The organism is Phytohabitans sp. LJ34, assembly GCF_052068095.1.
In the GTDB taxonomy this organism is placed as follows: Bacteria; Actinomycetota; Actinomycetes; order Mycobacteriales; family Micromonosporaceae; genus Phytohabitans.
In genome coordinates, this window is record NZ_JBQHDG010000032.1 from 23,790 (window position 1) to 47,023 (window position 23,234).

22 protein-coding genes are annotated in these 23,234 nt (G+C 70.7%); 15 read left to right on the forward strand and 7 right to left on the reverse strand.

Translation table 11 applies throughout. The annotated features are described in order from the left end of the window. Window positions 1-3 precede the first annotated feature (3 nt). From ACTMTJ_RS40475 to ACTMTJ_RS40485, 3 genes are all read left to right on the forward strand, one after another. Window positions 4-864 (forward strand): RNA polymerase sigma-70 factor, encoded by an 861-nt coding sequence (locus ACTMTJ_RS40475; RefSeq protein WP_441224062.1) that lies wholly within the window; start codon window positions 4-6, stop codon window positions 862-864. 211 nt (window positions 865-1,075) lie between these two features. Further along, complete coding sequence (locus ACTMTJ_RS40480) at window positions 1,076-1,522, forward strand: CBS domain-containing protein (protein WP_441224063.1); 447 nt, start codon at window positions 1,076-1,078, stop codon at window positions 1,520-1,522. Then, a complete protein-coding gene (locus tag ACTMTJ_RS40485; RefSeq protein ID WP_441224064.1) occupies window positions 1,519-2,817 on the forward strand; it encodes an ArsB/NhaD family transporter in 1,299 nt (432 codons plus the stop codon). Before ACTMTJ_RS40480 ends, ACTMTJ_RS40485 begins: the two co-directional genes overlap by 4 nt. A gap of 14 nt (window positions 2,818-2,831) precedes the next feature. Here ACTMTJ_RS40485 and ACTMTJ_RS40490 read toward each other — a convergent pair whose 3' ends face one another. Next, window positions 2,832-3,275, reverse strand: coding sequence for an ester cyclase (locus tag ACTMTJ_RS40490; protein WP_441224065.1), 444 nt, complete (start codon window positions 3,273-3,275; stop codon window positions 2,832-2,834). Window positions 3,276-3,335: 60 nt separating this feature from the next. On the opposite strand from ACTMTJ_RS40490, the gene ACTMTJ_RS40495 reads away from it, so the two are divergent. Next, on the forward strand, window positions 3,336-3,986 hold the full coding sequence (locus tag ACTMTJ_RS40495) for a TetR/AcrR family transcriptional regulator (protein WP_441224066.1): 651 nt from the start codon (window positions 3,336-3,338) through the stop codon (window positions 3,984-3,986). 62 nt (window positions 3,987-4,048) lie between these two features. Here ACTMTJ_RS40495 and ACTMTJ_RS40500 read toward each other — a convergent pair whose 3' ends face one another. From ACTMTJ_RS40500 to ACTMTJ_RS40510, 3 genes are all read right to left on the reverse strand, one after another. After that, entirely contained in the window at window positions 4,049-5,440 is a 1,392-nt protein-coding gene (locus tag ACTMTJ_RS40500) for an alpha/beta hydrolase (protein ID WP_441224067.1), read from the reverse strand. Between the two features lie 108 nt (window positions 5,441-5,548). Then, window positions 5,549-6,598, reverse strand: coding sequence for a hypothetical protein (locus tag ACTMTJ_RS40505; protein ID WP_441224068.1), 1,050 nt, complete (start codon window positions 6,596-6,598; stop codon window positions 5,549-5,551). Next, the gene (locus ACTMTJ_RS40510; RefSeq protein ID WP_441224069.1) at window positions 6,595-7,098 is read right to left on the reverse strand and encodes a SigE family RNA polymerase sigma factor; all 504 of its coding nucleotides are present in this window, start codon (window positions 7,096-7,098) and stop codon (window positions 6,595-6,597) included. Before ACTMTJ_RS40510 ends, ACTMTJ_RS40505 begins: the two co-directional genes overlap by 4 nt. A gap of 126 nt (window positions 7,099-7,224) precedes the next feature. On the opposite strand from ACTMTJ_RS40510, the gene ACTMTJ_RS40515 reads away from it, so the two are divergent. From ACTMTJ_RS40515 to ACTMTJ_RS40555, 9 genes are all read left to right on the forward strand, one after another. Then, window positions 7,225-7,965, forward strand: a complete 741-nt coding sequence (locus tag ACTMTJ_RS40515; protein ID WP_441224070.1) for a hypothetical protein — start codon at window positions 7,225-7,227, stop codon at window positions 7,963-7,965. A gap of 62 nt (window positions 7,966-8,027) precedes the next feature. After that, the gene (locus tag ACTMTJ_RS40520; protein WP_441224071.1) at window positions 8,028-10,424 is read left to right on the forward strand and encodes a hypothetical protein; all 2,397 of its coding nucleotides are present in this window, start codon (window positions 8,028-8,030) and stop codon (window positions 10,422-10,424) included. Next, entirely contained in the window at window positions 10,421-11,413 is a 993-nt protein-coding gene (locus tag ACTMTJ_RS40525; RefSeq protein WP_441224072.1) for an MmpS family transport accessory protein, read from the forward strand. The genes ACTMTJ_RS40520 and ACTMTJ_RS40525 overlap by 4 nt, the downstream gene beginning before the upstream one ends. A gap of 23 nt (window positions 11,414-11,436) precedes the next feature. Then, window positions 11,437-12,357, forward strand: coding sequence for a hypothetical protein (locus ACTMTJ_RS40530; RefSeq protein ID WP_441224073.1), 921 nt, complete (start codon window positions 11,437-11,439; stop codon window positions 12,355-12,357). 123 nt (window positions 12,358-12,480) lie between these two features. After that, complete coding sequence (locus ACTMTJ_RS40535; protein ID WP_441224074.1) at window positions 12,481-12,858, forward strand: VOC family protein; 378 nt, start codon at window positions 12,481-12,483, stop codon at window positions 12,856-12,858. Between the two features lie 207 nt (window positions 12,859-13,065). Continuing rightward, window positions 13,066-14,025 (forward strand): aliphatic sulfonate ABC transporter substrate-binding protein, encoded by a 960-nt coding sequence (locus tag ACTMTJ_RS40540; protein ID WP_441224075.1) that lies wholly within the window; start codon window positions 13,066-13,068, stop codon window positions 14,023-14,025. A 122-nt stretch (window positions 14,026-14,147) separates the two neighbouring features. Then, a complete protein-coding gene (locus ACTMTJ_RS40545) occupies window positions 14,148-14,900 on the forward strand; it encodes an ABC transporter permease (protein WP_441224076.1) in 753 nt (250 codons plus the stop codon). After that, window positions 14,873-15,595, forward strand: a complete 723-nt coding sequence (locus tag ACTMTJ_RS40550; RefSeq protein ID WP_441224077.1) for an ABC transporter ATP-binding protein — start codon at window positions 14,873-14,875, stop codon at window positions 15,593-15,595. Before ACTMTJ_RS40545 ends, ACTMTJ_RS40550 begins: the two co-directional genes overlap by 28 nt. A 70-nt stretch (window positions 15,596-15,665) precedes the next feature. Further along, window positions 15,666-16,856 (forward strand): LLM class flavin-dependent oxidoreductase, encoded by a 1,191-nt coding sequence (locus ACTMTJ_RS40555; RefSeq protein ID WP_441224078.1) that lies wholly within the window; start codon window positions 15,666-15,668, stop codon window positions 16,854-16,856. Window positions 16,857-16,872: 16 nt separating this feature from the next. Here the strand turns inward: ACTMTJ_RS40555 and ACTMTJ_RS40560 are convergent, their stop codons facing one another. The 3 genes from ACTMTJ_RS40560 to ACTMTJ_RS40570 are packed head-to-tail and all read right to left on the reverse strand — an operon-like array spanning window position 16,873 to window position 19,829. After that, window positions 16,873-17,841 (reverse strand): ThuA domain-containing protein, encoded by a 969-nt coding sequence (locus tag ACTMTJ_RS40560; RefSeq protein WP_441224079.1) that lies wholly within the window; start codon window positions 17,839-17,841, stop codon window positions 16,873-16,875. Between the two features lie 9 nt (window positions 17,842-17,850). Next, on the reverse strand, window positions 17,851-18,663 hold the full coding sequence (locus ACTMTJ_RS40565; RefSeq protein ID WP_441224080.1) for a citryl-CoA lyase: 813 nt from the start codon (window positions 18,661-18,663) through the stop codon (window positions 17,851-17,853). Beyond that, on the reverse strand, window positions 18,660-19,829 hold the full coding sequence (locus ACTMTJ_RS40570) for a CaiB/BaiF CoA transferase family protein (RefSeq protein ID WP_441224081.1): 1,170 nt from the start codon (window positions 19,827-19,829) through the stop codon (window positions 18,660-18,662). The genes ACTMTJ_RS40565 and ACTMTJ_RS40570 overlap by 4 nt, the downstream gene beginning before the upstream one ends. Before the next feature lie 153 nt (window positions 19,830-19,982). Here ACTMTJ_RS40570 and ACTMTJ_RS40575 point away from each other — a divergent pair, with 153 nt between their 5' ends. Together ACTMTJ_RS40575 and ACTMTJ_RS40580 are read left to right on the forward strand one after the other, a co-directional pair. Beyond that, window positions 19,983-21,455: an aldehyde dehydrogenase family protein gene (locus ACTMTJ_RS40575; RefSeq protein WP_441224082.1), complete on the forward strand. Its 1,473-nt coding sequence runs from the start codon at window positions 19,983-19,985 to the stop codon at window positions 21,453-21,455. Beyond that, complete coding sequence (locus ACTMTJ_RS40580; protein ID WP_441224083.1) at window positions 21,452-23,200, forward strand: thiamine pyrophosphate-binding protein; 1,749 nt, start codon at window positions 21,452-21,454, stop codon at window positions 23,198-23,200. Before ACTMTJ_RS40575 ends, ACTMTJ_RS40580 begins: the two co-directional genes overlap by 4 nt. Window positions 23,201-23,234 lie beyond the last annotated feature (34 nt).

Sequence of the window (23,234 nt, forward strand, 5' to 3'; positions counted from 1 at the left end):
TCCATGATCGATCTCCAGGTCTTCGCCCAGCATCGGCGGCTGCTCTTCGACGTCGCGTACCGGATGACGGGGAGCGTCGCCGATGCCGAGGACATCCTCCAGGAGGCCTGGCTGCGGTGCCGCGACGTCGACGGCGAGCAGGTCGCCAACCCCCGGGCGTACCTGGTCAAGATCGTCACCAACCTCTCGCTCAACCAGCTGACCTCGGCCCGCGCCCGCCGCGAGACGTACGTCGGGCCATGGCTGCCCGAGCCGGTGCTCACCGCGCCCGACGCGGGTCAGGAGGCCGAGATGGCGGAGTCGATCTCGATGGCGATGCTCGTCGTCCTGGAGACGCTCACCCCCGCCGAACGTGCGATCTTCCTGCTCCACGACGTTTTCGGCTACAACCACGCCGAGATTGCGTCCATCCTCGACAAGTCCGAGGTCGCGGTGCGGCAGGCCGCGGCCCGGGCGCGGGCGCACGTCGCGGCCCGCCGGCCTCGCTTCGACGTCGACCAGGAGGTACGTCGAGAAGCGGTGGACCGGTTTCGCCAGGCCTGTGCCGGCGGCGACCTGAACGCGATGATGGAACTCCTGGCGCCCGAGGTGATCTGCTGGTCGGACGGCGGTGGCAAGGTGACCGCGGCCCGCCGCCCGCTGGAAGGCGCGGACAACGTCGCCCGCTGGCTGCTCGCGGTCTTCGCCAAGCCGGACGTGCGCGGCACGCGGCTCGTGATCACCGAGATCAACGGCGGGCCGGGCATCCTCGGCCTCGTCGACGGGCAACCGGCCGGAGCGATCTGCTTCGACTTCGACGGCGAGCGGATCACCGGCGTGCGCATGCAGGGCAACCCGGACAAGCTCCGCGGCCTCACCCGCTGAAGGTGCCGGGCCCCCGGGGCTCTGCTGGCTGCGCTCGCTTCGCTCGCTGGGCGCCCCGGATGGCCGGCGCCATTCGGCCTCGTCGCTGCGCTTCTCGGCTCGAATCCCGCCAGCCCCGGGGCGGTTGATGCGTTAGGGTAATCGTCAGGTGTGCCGGGAAGCCTGGTCGGCGTCGTATTTGTCGTGGCGGCGAGGCTGGAGGTGCTTCCTCATGCGGGCCCGAGACTTGGCCGCTGAGTTTCCGACGGTGGCGGTCGACACCCCGGCGCTGGACGCGGCCCGGCTGTTGGCGGGGCAGAATCTGCCGGGGCTGATCGTGGTCGACGACGCCGGCCGCCCGAAGACGATCCTGCCGGGCACGCAGGTGCTGCGGATGGCGATCCCGTCGTACTGCCAGGACGATCCGGCGCTCGCCCGGGTCATCGACGAAGCCGCCGCCGACCTGTTCATCCGCAACGTCGGCGACCGCACCGTGGCCGAGCTGCTGCCCCGCGAGCACCGTGAGCTGCCGGTGGTGGACCCGGACGCCACGGTGCTGGAGATCGCGGCGGTGATGGCCCGCGCACGCAGCCCTCTCGTCGCCGTCGCGGGCAAGGACCGCCGGCTGCTGGGCGCGATCACCTTGGACGCGCTGCTGGACCGGATGCTCGGCACGTGAGTGGCACCGCCTGGGCCGCGGTCGCGGTCTTCGCCGTCGCCTATGTCCTGATCGCCACCGAGAAGATCCATCGAGTCGCGGCCGCCCTCGGCGGCGCCGCGGTCATGCTGGTCATCGGCGCCACCGACGCCGAGCACGCGTTCTTCTCCGAAGAGGCCGGCATCGACTGGAACGTCATCGTCCTGCTCGTCGGGATGATGCTCATCGTGGCCGTCCTCAAACGCACCGGCGCGTTCGAGTACCTGGCCATCTGGGCGACCAAACGCGCCAAGGGCCGCCCGTTTCGGGTCATGGTGCTGCTCGTCGTGGTGACGGCGGGCGCGTCCGCGTTTCTGGACAACGTGACCACCGTGCTGCTGATCGCCCCGGTCACCTTCCTGGTCTGCGAACGGCTCGACGTGCCGGTCGCGCCGTTTCTGATCGCCGAGGTGTTCGCCTCCAACATCGGCGGTACATCCACATTGGTCGGTGACCCGCCGAACATCATCATCGCCAGCCGGGCCGGCCTGTCCTACAACGACTTCCTGCTCCACCTCGCGCCCATCGTCCTGCTGCTACTTGTCGCGTTCATCGGACTGTGTCGCATCCTCTTCCGGTCCGCGTTCACCTACGACCCGGTGCGCGCCGCCCAGGTCGCCAGCCTCCGTGAACGCGACGCGATCCGCGACGTGCGGCTGCTCGTGGTCAGCCTGGTGGTACTGGCCGCGGTGACCGCCGCGTTCGTCCTGCACACCGTGCTGCACCTGGAACCCTCGGTCGTGGCGATCGTCGGCGGCCTGGTCCTGCTCGCACTGTCCAGATTGGACGCCGGTGATGTCGCCAAGGACGTCGAGTGGCCGACGCTGGTGTTCTTCGCCGGCCTGTTCGTCATGATCGGCGCCCTGGTCAACACCGGCGTCATCGAACAGATCTCCCGGGCCGCGACCGACGCCACCGAAGGCCGGCTGTTCTTCGCCTCCATGGTGCTGCTGTGGGGATCAGCGGTGCTGTCCGCGATCATCGACAACATCCCGTACGTCGCCACGATGAGCCCGGTCGTCGCCGACATGGTCAACGCCGAAGGAAACACCAGCCAGTCGCAGGTGCTGTGGTGGGCTCTCGCACTCGGTGCCGACCTCGGCGGCAACGCCACCGCGGTGGGCGCCTCGGCGAACGTCGTCGTGCTGGGCATCGCCGAACGCGCCGGCAAACCCATCACTTTCTGGCAGTTCACCAAGTACGGCCTGATCGTCACCGTGGTCACCGTAGCCCTGACGGTGCCGTACCTGTGGCTGCGGTACTTCGCACTCGCGTGAATGCCGGACCGCCGTCACCCGGCGGCGGGCACCGGTCGCCCGGGCAGCACGCCGAGCTGTCGCATGGTCACCATGTCGTTGTGCACCGCCCAGTGCTCGGCCGCCTTGCCGTCGCGGAAGCGCAGGATGTGCACCATCGGCGTGGCCACGTCGCGGCCGGTCGGCGGGATGCCCATCAGGTCGCCCGTGTGGCGGCCGGTCAGCGTGCAGTGCACGGCCACCGTGTCGCCGTCGCCGACCACGTGGTGGATGTCGAAGCTGAGGTCGGAGAAGACGCTGTGCAGCCAGCGCATCGTCTGGGCGGCCCCCTCGATGCCCGGCGGCTCGTCGGGGCGCGCCGAGTGGTCGACGTAGTCGGGGTGCATGACCTCGGGCAGCGCGGCCACGTCGTTGGCCGGGATGATCTCCGCCCACACGCGGCGGGCCTGGGACTTGAGCTCGTCGATGGTGCCGGACATGACTACCTCCGCTAATATGAGTGGAACCAACGTGATTTGATGTCATGAGGATTCCACTGAATGTCTGAGGATGTCAAGCCCCGGCGCAGGTACGACTCCAGCCGCCGCCAGGCACAGGCGGCGCAGACCCGCCAGGACGTGCTGGCCGCCGCCCGCGAGGCGTTCCTGGAGCACGGGTACACCGGCACGACGCTCGCCGCGATCGCCAAGGCGGCCGGGGTGGTGGTCGAGACGATCTACCGGGGCTTCGGCGGCAAGGCCGGCCTCTTCAAGGCCGTCGTCGAGGCGGCCGTCGCCGGCGGCACCGCCCGCGCCGAGGTCCCCGTCGACGAGCGGCCGGCGGTGCGCGCCCTGATCGACGAGCCCGACCCCCGCCGCCAGCTGGAGCGGTACGCGGCCACCCAGCCCGGCATCCACCACCGGATGGGGCCGCTGATGCGGGTGCTCGCCACCGCCGCCGCCACCGACTCCGAGCTGGCCCGCGTGCAGCGCGAGATGGACGACTTCCGGCTGGCGGGGCTGGGCCGCTTCGCCCAGCTGCTCGCCGACCGCGGCGCGCTCCGCCCGGGGCTCTCGGTCGAGCAGGCCCGCGACATCCTCTGGACGCTGGCCTCACACGCCACCTACGACCAGCTTGTCACCCAGCGTGGCTGGTCCACAGAGGACTATCAAACCTGGCTCGCCGAGACCCTCTGCCGCACCCTCCTCTAAAGGATTTCCGGCGCGCCTTCCGGGAGCCGGAGTGGCCGGTGCTGGCTCCCGGAGGCGCTGTCTCAGCGTGAGGGGCGGAGGGTGACCCCTGGCGTGAACCGGGTGAAGGCCGGCGGCAGCAGGCCCTTGGTGAAGGTGCTCAGGTCCAGCACCTGGTGGTAGTGCGGGTCGAACCGGTTGGCCGCCCCGTTCAGCCGGCCCGGATCGGTGCCCGGCCAGCGGCCGGTGTCCACTTTGGTCAGCAGGGCACGCAGGGCGGTGACCTCCTCGGCCGCGTTGAACGAGCAGTGGCCGCCCCGCTCCACGTACAGCTGGCGCAGCCGGCCGGGGTCACCGGCGCGGCGGATCTGCTCGGCGTACCACCGCTCCTGCTCCGGGGGAGCGCCCCCGTCACCGGTGGTGTGCAGCGACAGGATCGGCACCGCGGTGCGCCCGGTCGGGACGCCGTAGCGGTACATGTACCGCACCGCCGCCGGGTCTGCCGCGATGCGCGGCTCGCCGGCCAGGCGGGCGAGGTCGGCGCGCAGGTCCAGCCCGGCGTCCCGGTACGCCCGCGCGACCGCGTCCTCCTGGCCGGAGCGGGCCAGCTGCCGGGTGTAGTCCACCCCGGTGTTCCACAGTGGATTGCCCCCGGCCACCTGGGAGATGTCGGCGAACGCGACCGGCCCGTTGCCGAACGCCTTCGCCCACTTGACCCACTCGCTCTGCTGCTGGATCCAGTCGGTCGGCTCGGTGGGCTTGGGCTGGAGCGAGAAGTACCACCCGGTGACGTTGCCGAGCGCCGCCGCGAGCGCGAGCCGGGCCCGTCCCGTCGCGGTCGCCCGCTCCCGGTCCACGACCGCGACGAGCGCGTCCCTGCTGGCCGCCGGATCGGCGGCGTCGACGAGGTCGATGTCCGCGCCGCCGGCGAGCAGCGTCTTGACCGCGAAGTTGACGTCCAGGGCTGTGTTGAACGTGTTCAACGGATCATAGGCGCCACACAGGGCGAGCATTCCGTCGAACCGGTGCGGGTACCGCTCCACCAGCAGCGTCGAGATCGCGACACCCAGCGACTGCCCGGTCACCACCGTCCGGTGTGGTCTGCCGACGTTCGCCTCGAACCAGTCCAGCAGCGACAGCTGGTCGCGCATCGCCTCCTCGACGAGGTAGCCGAGGCCGTTGTTCTGGTATTCCGAGGCGGCCAGCGCGTACCCGTGGTCGAGTAGCCACTGTGCGGTCTCCTCGGCGTTGCTCACCAGCAGGCTGCCGTCCCCGAAGCCGGGGAACGGGTAGTAGCCGTGGCTGAACAGCACCAGCGTGCCGTTCCACCGCCGCGGCATCTCGACCCGGTAGTCGGCGCCTTCGATCGTGCCGGTGTAGGTCCGGCGCTCCTCGACGGCCGGCCCGGCTGACGCACTGGTCGCCGGTCCGGCCACCAGCAGGCCGGCGACCAGCACCGCTATCAGCTTCCTCATGGTCCTTCCTCTCCCCGTGACGGACACCCGGCGTGCGGGTGCGTGAATGCCATACAGACCGTCCGGGGAGACGAAACTCATCGGTACATCTAGCGTCGGGCGCGGGTGCTACATCGGGCCTTGCCAGGTCTGGGGATTTTGGAGGTCTTCGGCGGGGTCGAGGCCTTCGACGAAGTCGGTGACGGTCTGCTCGCTCTGGCCGAAGACCTCGAGGTCGAGGTCTCCGAAGTAGTCGAAGACGATGAGCATGTCGCTCTGGTCCGACCACATCGCCGGCCTGCCCGCCACGGTGCGGTTCGGGGTGGGACCGAGCGGCTGCTCAGCGAACGAAACCTGGATTTCCCCGTACGGCGCCGGCGCGACGAGCGTGAACGACGACGTGCGTGCCCAGGCGCTGATGCCGTCGAGCTCGATCGAGCACCGTTCCAGTTTGGCGCCGGCCGGCATGTGGGTGGCCAGCACCGGCTGCGCGCAGCGCTGGGCACGGTCGAGGCGGATGGCCTCGGCGAAAGCTGTCAACGCCTCCTCGCTCGGGCTGGTCGTCAACACCGAGACGGTGAGGCCGTCCGCCGGCTGCCACACCAACTGCCAGGTGAGTCGATCCTCTGTGGACGTCGGGCTGAGACCGCGCAGGGTGGCGGGCCGCCCGTGGACGGAGACCTGGCGCTCGTCGGCGCCGGCCTCGGTCCGCACGGAGCCGCCGCGGCGGGGGATCTCCACTGTGTACGCCGGGGTGTCCCCGACAGCGCCGCCCTTGGTGTACACGCGCAGCCATTCGCCCTCCGGCATGGTCTGCCAGCTCGTCTTGTCCAGGCCCGGTACCCCGGACAGGTCCACGTCGAAGTGGAGTATCCCGGCATCCGCGCCGACCAGGTCGGGCCGCTGGGCGGCACCCGGCTCGCCCGGCGCGTCGGGGAGGGTCGGGGGTGGCGCGGGCGGTACGCCGACCGGCTCGTCGCCGGGGAGGCTGATCGCGTACGGGACGCCGATGGCCAGCGACACGACCGCGGCCGAGGCCAGCAGCGAGGTACGCAGCCTGCGGCGGGAGCGGATCCGGCGGCCGGAGGCGATCGCGGCGGACGCGGTGTCGGGCTTCATCAGGACGCCTTCGGTCATGCCGTGGATCGCGTCACGGAGCGTGCTGTCGGTGTCGTTCATCGCGTGACCTCCTGGTCGATTTCGTGTACCAGCGACCGCAGCTTGGCTAGCGCGCGACTTGTCTGGCTCCCCACCGTGCCCACGCGGCAGCCGACGATCCGGGCCGTCTCCTCGACGCTCACGTCCTCCAGGAAGCGGAGCACGATGATGGCCCGCTGCTTGGGTGGCAACGACTGCAACGCCTCGCGCAGGGTCAGCCGCAGCACAGTCGAGCCGGCGCCCTCGCCGCCGGCCGCCCGGTCCGGCACGGCGGCGACGGGTACCTCGCGCCGCCGTACCTTCCGCCAGGCCGAAATATGGGCGTTGTACATGATGCGGCGCACGTACTGCTCGGGCGCGGCGTGGATCTGCCGCCACCGGGAGAACGCCTTGGCGAGTGCGGTCTGGAGCAGATCGTGGGCACCGTGCTCGTCACCGCTGAGCGCGAAGGCCGCGCGCAGCAGCGCCGGCCCGCGTCCGGCCACGAACTCGGTGAACTCCTCCTCGACGGACTGGCTCATCCAGCTCCCTCCCCGCTTTCCCTCTGAGACGCCGGAGGGTGGGTGGGATTTTCGCCACCGCGCCGAAATTTATCTTTGGGCGCGCTGGCGCGAGCCGCGATCACCGGGTGTCGTTAGATTGGCCGGATGGACGCGCTGACGGAGTGGCTCGATTTGACCGAGGCCCGCATTCAGCTCATGCAGGACGCCGTCGGCTTCGTCACCGATCAGTCGAGCGACTCGCTTGCCGCGCTGCAAGATGTGCTCGACTCGCTCGACGACGAGGAGCGGCTGGGCGCGGCGGCCTACCTGGGTGAGTCGCTGCTGGCCGCGGCGGACGGCGAGTGGGGTTGGGACGCGTCGGCCAAGCGGCCGATCGTGGTGCCCGACCCGGCGCTCGGCCTACCGCCGGTCTCGCCGATCGACGAGATCGACGCCGCGGCGGGCGAGCGCGACGGGCGCCTCGCCGCGTTGCACCGCACCTGGGCCGCGGCGGCCGGCCCCCGGGCCGAGACGTCTTCGCTGGCCGCGTGGCTGGCCCGGCAGGAGTCCGGGTTTCCGGCCTGGGCGGCGAGGTACGGGCCGGGTGTGGAGTGGGACTTCTCCGTCGGCTCGCTCGATCGGCTGGAGGAGGTGCTGCGCCGGACCGTCACGTCGGTCGCGGAGCTGACCGACGGTCGGCAACGCTACTTCAGCGACGGCGCCTCGTGGTACTACGGCGAGGTGCTGCGGCGGGGGCTCGGCGGTTTCTGGGAGGACGACGTCGACTTCGTCTATTTGCAACAGGTCGGGCCGCATCGCGGAAAGATCATTCCGGTGCTGGCCTTGGAGCGTGCCGTCGCGGAGCCGGGGCATCTACGAGATTGGTATTCGATGTACGCGAGATAGTGCGGACATTGACAGCGGCGCCTACCCTGACAGGCTGTAGTCCACGGGGATGAGGTGTCCGCATGCCGGTCACGAGACTACGGCTCCGCGCTTTAGCGCTGATCTTCGCGCTGCTCGGCGCGTTGCTTGTGGCACCGGGGCGATCGGTCTCCGCGGAGCCCGCGCCACCGGCCGATCCCTCGTCCATCGGGTTCGAGATGGACGGCGCTCCCCACTCCGACTGGTTCGACCAGAATTTCTATCACTGGTCGGTGGATTTCCTTTATGAGCTGCCAGGATTCGACGGATCGGACCCGCGGCTGCTGGACGATCGTGCGCTGAGCGCGCTCGGCCCGCACCACCAATACCAGGTCGGCCAGCCGGAGCACGTGCTCACCGCGTGGTTCACGAGCAGGGCTCGCCGGAGCCTCAAGAGCGAGCTGGCAAAGCTCAACAAGAAGTACGCGAACGAAGCTGAGCGGGCGCAGAAGGCGAACGACCTGATCGAGGGCCGGTGGCTGGCCTACCTCAAAGCCTATGTCACGGTCCAAGACAACCGTATGCGCGGCAAAGCGTTCGAGCTGGCGATCCTCCGGATGCTGAACATCTCGCCGACAGATCCTCGCATCGCCTACGACAAGCCGTACAAGAAGCTGCCCGGACAGCGCAGCAAACGGCGGCCGGACCTGGTCAGCGAGGTCCTCAAGATGATCGCCGAGTTCAAGTCCGGCGGGATCTCCGATATGCGGCAGGTCCGAGATCTGCTGGAGATCGCGAAGGACATCGATGCCGAGACGCTGCACCTTTACCTCAACCGGGCGCTCGACGACGACACGGCGCAAGAGCTGCGAAATTTGATCAAGGAAATCGAGGAGGAGAACACCGAGCGGGCGGGACGGGGCGAAAAGCCGCTGCCGGTCGTGGAGCCGCGCGTGGTCCCGCTTACGCCGGTGGGCGTGGACATGCGGCTCATGCCGGCCGGCCAGTCGTTCACGACGACGCCGGTGCCGACGCCGGCCGCGATCGCCGCACACACGGCCGCGGCGACCGCGCTGCCGTCTCCGCCGGTCGCTACGGGCGACCCAGGTGGGCAGCCGGCCGCCGGGCCGGCGAATCCGACCGGGCCGAAGGGCGGGCCGACCGGTTCGCTGAGCGCCGGTGGGCAGGTCGCCGCGAACGGGGCCGCGGAACGGCTGGTCGCCGCGTCGCCGGATACCGCCGCGGCCGCACAGACGCTCGCCGAGGTCGCCGCGGAGGAGGCCGCCGCCGCCGGTTACGCGGACGGGGACGAGGCCGGGATGACGCCGGAGCGGCTCGGCGGCGTCGACTTCTCCACATTGGAGCTGCGGTACGTGTCCGACACGTACGACGGCGGGCTCGGCGCCGGCCTGCGCTACGCGTACCAGGTCGAGCCGGAGCCGGGCGCCAAGGTGTCCTTCGGCGGGCGGCAGTCCGCGCAGCTGGCCGCGGACTCGTTCTTCACCTGGCTGGCGCTGCCCCCGGCGAGCTTCACCGTCAACCTCAACCCGGACGAGCCACACCGCATCATGGACGCGAAGCTGGGCCGCACCGAGGCCGGGCGGACGCTGCTCGACGCGGATTTCCAGATGAAGAAGACGGTCGCGAAGCTGATCCATCCGGACTCCGCGACCGGCAAACAGTTCTGGCCGGAGCTCCACGGCGAGACCCCGTGCTTCTCGATGCGGCAGTGGATCGTGCCGCGCCCGGCGGTGGTCCGTGAGCAGGGCAACGAGTTGTTCATCCTGGACGCGCCGCTGGAGGTCAAGATGGAGACCGAATACCTCAAAACCAAGGGCAGCGGCTCAGAAGGGTGCCCGAACCACTCGACCGCGGACACCAGCCACAACGAAGGCGTCTACCGCGTGGTGGTCCTGCCCGAGCTACAGAAAGCGGTCAACGAGGCACCCGAGTACGCCGACCTGCGCCGGGTGTACGCGAGCAGGGTCGCCGCCGAGTGGTACCGGGAGCGCAGCGCGAAGAAGCCCACCGCGTACGGCCACTTGATCGACTCCGGCGACGTGAGCGCGTGGCCGCTGCGCGAGAGGTGGACGCCGAAGGACACCTGGAACCGCTTCGTGAAGTCGTACAAGGACGGCGAGTTCCGGGTCGAGCGGACCACCCGCGAGGGCTTCATGCAGGTCACCCGGCTGTACGTGTACGGCGGCGTCGACCTGTCGGACATCCCGCAACGACGGCTCTCCGGCGCCGACTTCACCGGAAAACGGCCGGCCATGGACGCGGCCGTCAAAGCCGCGATGGCGGGGCCCGTCGCCGAGGCCGGTGGCGGCCCGATGTGGCTCGGTGGCTGGTCGACCGAGCGGCCGCGGTGGTCACCGATCCCCGCACCGAAATCGCCGCTCGGCAGACCTGTGTTCTGGGCGGCGACAGCCGCGCCGGTACTGATCTGGATGATCGTCGCCGGCCTGCTGCTGGCCCGTCGCCGCCGGGTGGCGCGATGAGACGGCCGCGGGATCTCGTCGGCTCCCTGCTGCTGTCCGGGGCGGCGGCCCTGTGGCTGGCGGCCGCGGTCGCGACCCTGTTCGCCGGCCCGCAGTACGCCCGCCACCAGGTCGATCTCCAGCAGGACCCCGGGGCGAGCACCAGGACCGGGCTGGTCCTGGTCGCCGCGGTGCTCCTGATGATGGTCGCGGCCGGCGCGGCGATCGCGGTTGCGGCGCTCGGGTCGATCGGTTCGCCGGTGATCCGGATGCTGACCTGGATCTTCGAAGCGGTCGCGGCCGTGGTCGCCGTGGTCGTCATGGTGTCCGGCGCACCGGCCGGCGTGACGTGGCACGCGCGGTTCATGACCGGTACGGCCGTACTCACATTGTTGTTGCTCGCGGCCGCCGCCTCCTTCCAACTGCCGTCGCGCCGCCCGGCCCCGCGCCCCGCGCCCGCCGCCGTTTCGCCCGCGCCCGCCGCCGTTTCGCCCGCGCCAACCGGATCGGCCGGGCCGGCGGCGTCGCCCACGCCGGCGCCCGCGGGACGTGCGGGCTTTTGGCGGTCGGCCGGGCGCCGCGACGTCCCCCGGTGGGCGGTGGCGCTGGCCGCGGCGGTCGCGCTGGTCTTCGCGGCGGTGGCCGGCCTCCTCGGCGTACGCGGCGCCGGGCCGATCACCCCTCCGTCCGTGCCGGTCGCGGGAGCCCCGGCCTCTGCCGCGCCTCCACACGACGTCATCTACACCGTCAGCGCTCCGAGCACCGTCACCTGGATGGAAATCGTCTACGTCGACGCGGAGGGGAAGGCCCAGCGCACCACGTCGGCGCCGACCGGCCTGCCCTGGGTGCAGCCGATCCGGACCGGATCGCGGACGGACCTGCTCTATCTCGCGGTCTCGGTATCCAGCAAGGCACCCAACACCAAGATCCAGTGCGCCATTCATGTGGACGGGCGCAGGGCCATCGCTTCGGAGGGGCCGTCGTGCAACGTGCACGTGCGGTTCCCCTGACTGATATCCACGGGGAGAGAGAAATGAGAACGCGTCGAACGTCCATCGCGATGGCCGCCGCCGTCGTCGTCCTGCTGGCCGCGGCGAGCTGTGCCGGCGGCGACGAGGAGACCGGCGGAGGATCCGTCGAGCCACCGGCCGGCGGCTGGCCCCAGCCGGAAAACGGCCAGCTCACCGCGAAGATGTGCGGCCTGCTGACCCGCGCGGACTACGAACAGTTCGACCACCGCCAGCTGCTCGACCTCGAACCGCTGACCAGCCAAAAGGAAAGTACCAACAGCGTCTCGTGCAGCGCCCCGCCGGCCGACATGCTCGGGCTGACGCTCCAGCCCACCGCCGAGTCCGCCAAGGTCTGGTACCAAAGCTCGCTCGCCGGCCGCAAATCCCAAGTAATCTCCCACAAGCGCGACACGGTGCTGGTCGAAAACCTTGTCACCGGCGCGGACGAGAGCTGGCTCGACTTCTGGGTCGACAGCGGCAACGACGACAAACTCAAGGACTACGAGCTCAAGGTCCGCCGCGGCGCCCTGGTGGTCACGCTGGTCCTGAGCGGCATCGACGAGACCAAGGAGAAAGACCCCAAGGGCACGCTCGTCGCCCTCGCCGACCGCGTCCTACAACGCGTCGGCGACCTCGGCAAGACCGACACCGGCGTCACCCCGATGCTGCGCCTGGAGGTCAACGGCAAGGGCAAGGCCGGGCAGATCGTCTACTCGGTGCCGGACCGGGACGTCAAAACCCTCACGGACGTGAAGCTTCCGTGGAAGGTCGACCTGCCGCTGGCCGACCACGGCGAGCAGTTGCAAAACTTCTCGCTCAACGCGCACACGCCGATCACCCGGGGCCTCCCGGTCGGGATATCCTGCCGCATCCTCGTCGACGGCAAAATCCTCAGCCAGGAGCAGAACTTCGGTTTCGCCGGCTGTCTAGGCCACCTGCCCTAACGCGGTCGGCACGTGAATGGCTGGAGACATATTTGCCCACGCTCGCGTCAGCTGTAGACCGGCCCTACCATCCTTGAACGGAATGAGGGTGGGCGAGCACGACGAGCCAAGAGGTGTGAGGTTGTGCGGTTCAAGCGTCGGATGATCGTTTTCGAGGCGGCGGATCTCGATGCGGAGAGTGGGTTTTGGGCCGGGCTTTTGGACGGCACTGTCCATAAGGGCGACAGATGGCACAACATCTGGGTCGACGGCGACTGGCAGCTCGGGATCCAGTTGGCGCCGCATCACGTTCCGCCCAGCTGGCCGGACGACGCTTCGTCACAGCAGATCCACCTTGACTTCTATCTCGAGGATCTCGAGGCTGCGCACGCGAGGGTGCTCGAGCTGGGCGGGCGAGTGTTGAAGGCGGCAGACGATCCCACGGTTCCCTCGGGTTTCCGGGTCTACGCCGACCCGGCCGGCCACCCCTTCTGCCTGTGCTGGCTTCCCTCGCCTATATAGCCGCAGAGGCAGCTCTACTGCCGTGGTCGCCGTCCTGAAATGTGGACTGTGAAGGAACTGGTCGACGCAGCACGGTCCTGGAGTGAGGCACACCTGGACGAGCTCCTCGCGGCGCGTGAGGCGGGCAACGGCTGACTGGCGCTGGTCACCGTCTTCCTGTGTTCTGCGACTACCCACTTCTCCCATAGGTTCAGTAGACTTCGGTGCATGTACAGGTCAGTGTGGCGCCGCCGCGCGCTCGTCATGTTCGGAGCACTCCTGCTCGCCGCCGCGGGGCTCACCGCGTGCGGCGACGACGAGGCAGGCGGGAGCGGCGACGGCCCGCTGCGGGTGGGTTACCAGCGCTACGGCAGCCTGAGCCTGCTCAAGGCCCGCAACCAAGCACCGGGGGTGACCTGGTCGCTGTTCGAGAGCGGGCCGGCCCTCACCGAGGCGCTCAAAGCCGGGTCGATCGACATCGGCGAGACCGGCGAGGCACCACCCATCTTCGCCGCCGCCGGCAAGATCCCGTTCAAGATCGTGGCGACGTCGGACGAGGTGCCGCAAGGTGAGGCCGTGCTGGTCAAGGAGAGCAGCGGGTTCAAGACCTTCGCCGACCTCAAGGGCAGGACGGTCGCGCTGAACAAGGGCTCCAACGTGCACTGGCTGCTGGTCAAGCTGCTCGAGGCCAACAACATGACCCTGGGGGACATCACCGTCAGGTACCTCAAACCGGCCGAGGGGCGGCCCGCGTTCGACTCCGGGCAGGTGGACGCGTGGGTCATCTGGGATCCGTACTTCGCCCTGGCCGAGCAGCCCGGTGTCAAAGTGCTCGCGGACGCGACCGGGCTGGCCAGCAACCGGGAGTACATCCTGGCCGCGCCCGACGCCGTCGAGAAGAAGGCCGACGAGGTGCGCGACCTGCTCACCAAGCTCGACACCACCACCGAGTGGGGCATCGCCAACCCCGACGAGCGGGCTCGCGTGCTCGCGCCGGAGCTGAAGATCCCCGAGGACGTGGCCAAGCGCTCGCTGGCCCGCAGCGCCAAGCCGCTCGCCCCGGTCACGCCGGCGATCGGCGACGAGCTGCAAGCGATCGCGGACGGCTTCGCCGCGCTGGAGCTGATCCCCGAGCCGATCGACATCAAGGCCCGCATCGACACCCAGTTCACGCAGGTCTTCACATGATGCACCCCACGAAAACGCTTCGCTTCGCTCCACGTTTACGCGGGGACCCCGCGACCGCCCTCGCCACGCGGCCGCCGGCCACCGCGCGGAAGGCGCCGCAACAGGCCCCGAGGGCCAGCCGATTGCGGTGGCGCCGCCTCGTCACGCCCCTCACGCTTGTCGCGCTCTGGGAGATCTCCTCGCGTACCGGCGTGCTGCCCGAAGAGAAGCTCTCCCCACCCAGCCAGGTACTGCGCACCGGGTGGCGGCTGGCCGCGGACGGCACGCTCGCCACGCACCTGCTCGACTCGCTGACCCGCGCGGGCGCCGGCCTCGCCATCGGCGCCAGCCTCGCGCTGCTCCTCGGCTCGGTCGCCGGCCTCCTGCGGATCGGCGACGACCTGGTCGACCCAGCGGTGCAGATGGCCCGGATGCTGCCGCATCTCGCGCTGGTACCGCTGCTGATCATCTGGGTCGGCATCGGCGAGTCGCTGAAGATCACTCTGGTCAGCCTGGGCGTGTTCTTCCCGATGTACTTCAACCTGTACGCCGGCATCCGGGACATCGACGAGCGGCTGGTCGAGGCCGCACGCACCTGCGGGCTGGGCGCGCTGGCCCGCCTCCGCCACGTCGTGCTGCCCGGGGCGCTGCCGTCGGTGTTCCTCGGGCTGCGTCTGGCGAGCGGCGCCGCGTGGCTGAGCCTGGTGGTCGGCGAGACGGTCGCCACGCAGAGCGGCATCGGCTTTCTGATGATGGAGGCCCGCGAGTTCAGCCAGACCGACGTGGTCCTCGTCGGCCTGTTCGTCTACGCCCTGCTCGGCCTGCTGTCCGACCTGATCCTGCGGGTCGCGGAGAGGAGGGCGTTGACATGGCGGCGCGGCCTGCGGGCGACCTAGTCACCGCCACCGGCGTGCGGCGCGCCTTCGGGGACGCGGCCGTCCTCGACGGCGTCGACCTGACGATCGGCCCCGGCGAGGTGGTCGCCCTGCTCGGCGGCAGCGGCTCGGGCAAGACCACCTTGCTGCGGATACTCGCCGGCCTCGACTCGGACGCGACCGGCGACTGGCAGGTGCGCGGCAGCCTGGCGGTGGTCTTCCAGGAGCATCGGCTGCTGCCCTGGAAGCGGGTGGCCGACAACGTGGCGCTCGGCGTCACCGGCCCCGACGCGCGGCGCCGCACGGCCGCGGCGCTGGCCGAGGTCGGCCTGGCCGGCCGGGAGAGGTCCTGGCCGGCCGAGCTGTCCGGCGGCCAGGCCCAGCGCGTCGCCGTGGCCCGCGCCTTGGTCCGTGAGCCCGATCTGCTGCTGCTCGACGAACCGTTCGGCGCGCTGGACGCGCTGACTCGGCTGCGGATGCAGGCCCTCTTCGGGCGGCTGCGCGCAGAGCATGGCTTTGCCGCGCTGCTGGTCACCCACGACGTCGAGGAGGCGCTGCTGCTCGCCGACCGCACGCTCGTACTGGATGGCGGCCGGGTCGTCGACGACGCGCCGGTGCCACTGGCCCACCCGCGCGCGCCGGACGACCCCGGCTTCGGCGCGCTGCGCCGGCACCTGCTCGACCGCCTGGGCGTGCCGGCCGCCGCTGGGCTCTGACGCAAGACCGTACCAAGAACCTCCACGACCCCGCGGCGTGGAAGTCCCAACCCACGGACAGGTGTGAGCCATGACAGACCTGAAGTTCCACTGGTTCCTACCCACCAACGGCGGCGACGGCCGGCACATCGTCGGCGGCGGTCACGGCACCCCCGCCGGTACTGGCGGGCGCCCCGCCTCCGTCGCCTACCTCGGGCAGATCGCCCGGTCGGCCGAGCAGCTCGGCTTCGAGGCCGCCCTCACCCCGACCGGCGCGTGGTGCGAGGACGCCTGGATCACCACCGCGATGCTGAGCAGCGTCTCCGAGCGGCTGAAGTTTCTCGTCGCGTTCCGGCCGGGCCTCACCTCACCGCTCCTCGCCGCGCAGATGGCCGGTACGTTCCAGAACCTCTCCGGCGGCCGGCTGCTGCTCAACGTGGTCACCGGCGGCGAGAGTCACGAACAGCGGATGTACGGCGACTTCCTCGACAAGGACGCCCGCTACGAGCGCACCGGGGAGTTCCTCGAGATCGTCCGCGCGCTCTGGTCCGGCAAGCCCGTCGAGTTCGAGGGCCGGCACTTCCGGCTCGCCGACGCGGTCCTGGCCCAGCTGCCCGACCCGACGCCGCGGGTCTACTTCGGAGGGTCGTCGCCCGCGGCGCTGGACGTGGCAGCACGGCACGTCGACGTCTACCTGACCTGGGGCGAGCCGCCCGATGCCGTCGCCGAGAAGGTGCGCCAGGTGCGCGAACTGGCCGAGCGGCAGGGCCGGACCCTCGGCTTCGGCCTGCGGGTGCACACGATCGCCCGGGACACCTCGGAGGAGGCCTGGGCGGAGGCCGGCCGGCTGCTGGCCGGCATCTCCGAGGAACAGATCCGCCGGGTACAGGCCGGGCTGCGCCGCAGTGAGTCCGAGGGCCAGCGGCGGATGCTCGCCCTCAACGGCGGCACCAAGGATGGCCTGGAGATCCACCCCAACTTGTGGGCCGGCGTAGGGCTGGTCCGGGGCGGCGCCGGCACCGCCCTCGTCGGCAGCCACCAGCAGGTCGCCGACCTCGTCGAGCAGTACGTCGAGGCGGGTATCACCGAGTTCGTGCTCTCCGGCTACCCGCACCTTGAAGAGGCTTACCGGTTCGGCGAAGGCGTGCTGCCCGAGCTGTCCCGCCGGGGGCTCTGGCACCACTCGGCGCCCGGCCGGCAGTCGGCGCCGGTAGTACCCTTCGGCGCGGCGGCGCCGGCCCCGAAGGCGGCACCGCCGGCCCCGAAGGCGGCAGCGTCGTGAGCGCGACGCTCGACGTTCATCGGCAGAACGGCTCGCGCCCCATGGCGGACTCGATGCCGCCGAGTACGTGGCGCAGGAAGTACTCGTCGCCGGTCGTGGGGGTTTCCGTCCATGCCTCGACGGCGTGTCCGAGGGTGGTGACCCAGGAGCGGCCGCCGTCGTAGTACTGGCACCACGAGACGGGGTGGTTGCGACCGTGGCCGGGGTGGCCGCTGCCGCCGGTCGGCCCTTCGGGCAGCGACGCTTCGTCGACGTTGGCGAGGATCCGGACCCGGCTGGGGAAGGGCACGAGGTTGTACCACTCGTCGGTGAACTGCCAGCGGGCCGGCAGCCCGGCGGTCGACACGTCCCGGCGGCTCATCGTCACTACGGTGCCGGGTTGGTTACGCCCGTGGTCGTAGTAGTTGGCGCCGCCGAGCAGGCCCTCGTACCACTCCCAGTTGTACTCGGTGCCGAAGGCGTTGTGGATGCCGACGAAACCGCCGCCACCGCGGATGTACTGGCGCAGCGCGGTCTGTGCCGGGTCGTCGAGGGTGTCGCGGGTGGTGCTCATGAAGATGACCGCGTTGTAGCGGAACAGCCGTGACGGCGACGAGAGTTGGGTGACGTCCTCGGTCCAGTCGACGGCGAAGTCGTTGTCCGCGCCGAGCTTCACGAGCGCGTTCTGCGCGGCGTGGGCGGGTGTGAGCGGCGGGTTGAGTCCGGCGGGAAGCGCCGGGCCGAGGTGGGCGTGGCGTGGACCGGCGGTGCGGCTGTAGACAAGCACGCGGTATCCGTCGGTGGCCGGGTCGAAGTTGTCCCAGTCGTGATAACACTCGGGATCGGTGCCCCGGCACACGCCGTAGTCGGGGTTTCCGAGGTTTTGCGCGCCGCTTGGCGGGCGCTTCTCCGCGGCGCTGGGGATGGATGTGGTCAGCAGCATGACGGTCGCGGCCATCGCGGCGCCGAAGGCGGTACTGAGGATGGTGCTGCGTCTCAGGGGCATGTGTGCTCCTCAGGTGTCTTTCAGGTAGGTCGGCGTGATGGAGGGTGGGATCGGTCCTTTGTTGCGGCGGCCTTGGCCGGTCTCCTCCCAGGCGTGGGCGAGGATCCCGACACTGCGGCTCAAGACGAACAGGCCGCGGGCGAGCGGCGGAGCGAATCCGAGCTCGCCGTAGACGACGGCGGTACAACCGTCCACATTGATGGGTATGGGCCGGTCGCGTCCGGTCGCGAGGACGCGTTCGACGGCGGTCGCGGCGCGCAGGTAGGCGCCCGTCACGGTGCCGTCCGCGACCGCCTCCTCGACGCGGTGCAGCAGCGGGTCGCGGCGGGGGTCGACGGTGTGAAACCTGTGCCCGTAGCCGGGCAGGTACCGCGAACGCGCCCGCCACTCGGCGACGACCGACGACGCGGCGCGGTCGAGCGGTTCGCCGGCCTCGGCGCGGGCGTCGACCTCGGCGAGCATCCGCATGCACTGCTCGCCCGCGCCGCCGTGTACGTCGCCGAGGGTGTTCACGGCGCTGGCGATGGCGTTGTTCAAACCGATGCCGCACGTCGCGGCGATGCGCGCGACCGCGATCGACGGCGCGTGCGGTCCGTGGTCCACAGAGGACACGAGCGCGGCCTCCAGGAGCCGTTCCTGGGCCGGAGTCGGTGGTTGGCCACGCAGCAGCAGCCAGATCACGCCGACGAAGCTCATGTTTCCGATGAGCTCCTGTACCGGGCGGCCACGCAGCTCTATCACGTCGGGTTCGACGCGGGAGACCGCGGTGGACCACCAGTCGGCCACGTCCCGGACAGTCGGCCGCACAGGCTCCTCGCTCATGGCAGCTCCACCCCGACGGGCTCGACCTCGGCGTTGTGTTCACCCAACAGCGGCGGCGGCGCGCTCGGTCGCAGCGGGGCGCGGTTGAGGTGTACGCCGTTGCCGCTGACCCGCAAGGTGCGGTTGGGGTCGCCGGGAAACGGAAGGTCGGTGAAGTAGCCGCGCACGCGCAGCTGCTCCAGCTCGACCGCCTGTGGAACGGTGAGGATCCGCGCGGCCGGCACGCCCGCCGTGGAGAGCAGCTGCTCCCATTCCAGCGCCGAACGGCGTCGTAGGGCCGCGTTTATCTCGTGGTTGAGCGCGGTCCGGTTCGCCTTGCGGGCCTCGCGGTCGGCGAAGCGTTCGTCGGTGACGAGGTCGTGCCGGTCGATGAGCCGGCACAGGGTCTCGAACTGCTCCTGCCGGTTCGCGGCGATGTTGAGCGGTCCGTCGGCCGCGTCGAAGGTGCCCGATGGCGCGGCGGTGGCGTTCTGGTCGCCCATGGGTTCCGGGCGCACGTCGCTGACGAGGTAGTTCGAGGCCGCCCACCCCATGGCCGACAGGGATGCCTCCAACATGGACACATCGAGGAAGGCGCCCTTGCCGGTGTGCGCCCGGCCGGCGAGGGCGGCGCAGATCGACATCGCGGCGACCAGGCCGCCAACCGAGTCGCAGACCGGGAAACCGACCCGCAGGGGTGCCGTCTCGGGCGTGCCGGTGATGCTCATCATGCCGGAGAGCCCCTGGATGATCTGGTCGTACGCCGGCGCCTGGCTCATCGGCCCGGCCTGGCCGAAGCCGGAGATCGCGCAGTAGATCAGCCGCGGGTTGGTGCGGTGCAACGCCTCCCAGCCGTACCCCAGGCGTTCCAGGACACCCGCGCGGAAGTTCTCCAGCAGGACGTCGGCGCCGGCTACCAGCCGTTCGAAGGCGACCCGGTCCTGCGTGTCCTTGAGGTCGAGCTCGACCGACTTCTTGCCGGCGTTTTGCGCGAGGAAGGACGCGCCGATGCCGGCACTGTTGAGCGCCGGCTCAGGGCCGAGCCGGCGGGCGAGATCGCCGTGGCCGGGCTTTTCGATCTTGATGACCTCGGCGCCGAGGAGCATCAGCTGATAGCTACAGTACGGGCCCGCCAGCACGTTGGTCAGGTCGAGGACGCGTACGCCGTGCAACGGTCGGTCTTCCATGCGGTGCCCCTCGGTCGTCGGCGGGCGTGGCTTCATGTCGCCGTAACGGCTTCGGAACCAGCTATTGCCAGGCGACCTCGCCGCCCGTACGTTACACCTAGTCCGTACAACGGTCCAGATGGGCCGCTTAGTGGTTCAGGCAAGGGAGCGGTGATGCCCGACAACTCGGCCGAGCTCGTCGAGGTCGGCTGCCTCGTGGCGGGCGACTGGCGGACCGGCGGGACGCGGCTCGACCGGGTTGGTCCGTGGGTGCGCCGGGTGGTGAGCACAGCCCGGCAGGCGGACGACAGCGATGTGCGGGCGGCCTTGGCGTACGCGCGACGTGGCGCCAAGGCGGTCGCCCGGATGTCGCCGGCGGCGCGCGCCGAGGTGCTGGAGCGGGCGGCCGTCGCCGCCGTCGAAGGGCGGGAGGGACTGGCCCGCCTTTTGGCACTGGAGCTCGGCAAGCCGCTCAAGGACGGGCGGGGCGAGATCGACCGGGTGGCCGACACGTTCGCGGTCTCCGCCGCCGAAGCCCGCCGGATCGGCGGCGAGGTGCTGCCGGTCGCAGGCTGGGCCAGGGGAGTGGGAAACACCGCGTTCACGCACCACGCACCGGTGGGGGTGGCGTTGGCGATCACGCCGTTCAACGCACCGGCCAACCTGCTGGCGCACAAGCTGGCGGCGTCGTTCGCGGCCGGCAACACGACGATCGTCAAGCCACCGCCGCAGGCCCCGGCCGCCTCGGCCGCGCTCGTCGCGCTGCTTCTCGAGGCGGGGATGCCGCCGGAGGCGGTCCAGGTGCTGCACGGTGACGGCCGGCTGGGGGCGGCGTTGTGCGCCGCGCCGGAGGTCGGCGTGATCAGCTTCACCGGCAGCGTGGCGACCGGGGCGGCGGTGGCCCGCGCGGCCGGCGCGAAGCGGCTCGTCCTGGAGCTCGGCGGCAACGCCGCCACGATCGTGTGCGAGGACGCCGACGTCGGCCTGGCCGCACGGATCTGCGCCGCCACCGGCTACAGCAACTCCGGCCAGAGCTGCATCTCCGTGCAGCGGGTCTACGTGCACCGCGACCGCTACGAGCAGTTCCTCGAATCCTTCACCGGCGAGGTGGAGAAGCTGACCGTGGGAGATCCGCTCGATCCGGCCACCGACGTCGGCTCCATGGTCGACGACGACGCGGCCGCACGCATCGTCGAATGGGTGGGCGCGGCCGCCGCCGCGGGCGCCACGGTCACGACCGGCGGTCACCGCGACGGCGCCACCGTCGCACCGACGGTCGTCGCGTCCCCACCTGCGGATGCCCGCCTGATCCGGGACGAGGTGTTCGGCGCGGCGGTCAGCGTGCTGCCCTACGACGACTTCGACGACGTCGTGGCCACCTGCAACGACAGCCGGTACGGCCTTCAGGCGGGCCTGTTCACCAACGACGTCCGGCGGATCGTGACGGCCTGGCGCGAGCTGGAGGTCGGCGGCCTGGTGGTCAACGGCTCGTCGAACTTCCGGCTCGACCACGTGCCGTTCGGCGGCGTCAAGGACTCCGGCTTCGGCCGCGAGTCACCCCGCTGGATGATCGACGACTACACCGTCGTCAAGACGCTCATGCTGCGCGGCATATCTCTGTTCGGCGACCAGGAAGGCAGTCGATGAGCCCCGACGACACGGTCACCGCGGCCGAGGCGATGGTCGCCCAGTTGGAGTCGTACGGCGTGGAGTACGTCTTCGGCACCTGCGGCCACACCAACATCGCCCTGCTGGACGCGATGAGCCGCAGCACGATCCGCTTCGTCATCGCCCGCCACGAGCAGGCCGCCGCGCACGCCGCCGACGGGTACGCCCGCGCCACCGGCAAACCGGGCGTCGTGCTGCTGCACGTCGGCCCCGGCATGACCAACGCGGTCACCGGCGTCATGACCGCCGCGCTCGACTCGGTGCCGCTGGTGGCGATCACCGGCGACATCCCGTCGTACTACCGGGGACGGCACCCGCACCAGGAGGTGAACCTGCACGCCGACGGTGACCAGGCCGCGATCTACCGGCCGTTCGTGAAGCGGGCCTGGCAGGTGCACCGGGTCGCCGACCTGGCGCGGTTCACCGAGCGGGCGTTCTGGACCGCGACCTCCGGGCGGCCCGGCGCGGTGCTGCTGAGCGTGCCGATGGACCACTTCTCGCGTCCGGTGCCGCGGGACACCGCCGCCGGTTTCCCGCTCGCGACCCCGGAGCGGCCCGCCCTCCCCGCCGACGTGGCGGGACGGATCGCCGACCTGCTCGTCGCCGCGGAACGACCACTCGTGTACCTCGGTGGCGGCTTGCGCCGCGGCCCCGGCCTCGACGCACTGCGCTCGCTGGTCGAGCACCTCGACATCCCGGTCGCGCACTCGCTGATGGCCAAGGGCACGCTGCCGGACTGCCATCCGCTGCTGCTGGGCATGCCCGGGTTCTGGGGGCTGGAGCTGACCAACCGGTACACCCGCGAGGCCGACGTCGTGCTGGCGCTGGCCACCCGCTTCGCCGAGACCGACGCAAGCTCCTGGGACCGCCGGTACACGTGGCAGTTTCCACCCGGACGGCTCATCCAGATCGACATCGACCCGGCCGAGATCGGCCGCAACTTCCCGGTCACCGTCGGCGCGGTCGCCGACGTGGCCGACGCCGTGCGGGCGATCGACGCGGCGGTCCGCGACCGACAGGCCACGCCGCGCCCGCGGCCCGGACTGCGCGAGACCGTTACCGCGACCCGCCGCACCCTCTTCACCGAGAGCCGGGAACGCGGCACCAGCACCCAGTTTCCGCTGCGGCCCGAACGGATCCTCACCGACCTGCGGGCCATCCTCCCGCCCGACGCCATCCTCGTCACCGACGTGGGATGGAACAAGAACGGCGTCGCCCAGTGCTACGAGCTACCCGAGCAGGGTCGCTTCATCACCCCGGGCGGCGCCTCGACGATGGGCTTCGGCCCGGCCGCGGCGGTCGGCGTACAGATCGCCCAGCCCGACCGCACCGTGGTCGCCCTGATCGGCGACGGCGGTATGGGCGCCCAGCTGCCCGCCGTGCCGATGGCCGTCGAGCAGGGCGCGCCGGTGATCTTCGTCGTGATGAACAACCGCTCGCACGGCACCATTTCCGACTTGCAGGCGGCGAACTTCGGCCGCAGCTACGGCTGCGACTTCCTCGGCCCGGACGGCCTGCCGTACAGCCCGGACTTCGCCGCGTACGGCCGGGCCTGCGGCGCGGACGGCTACACAGTGGACAGTGCCGGCGCCCTCGGCGAGGCGCTGCGTGCCGCCGTCGCGGCCCGCCGCCCGGCGGTCCTCGACGTGCCGATGGTCAACGAGCCCGTCCCGACCCCGGGCCACTGGAACATCAAGGATATCTACCAGGGCGTCTTCGACTGAGCGCTTTCTTCCCCCCACGCATCGAGGTGACCCC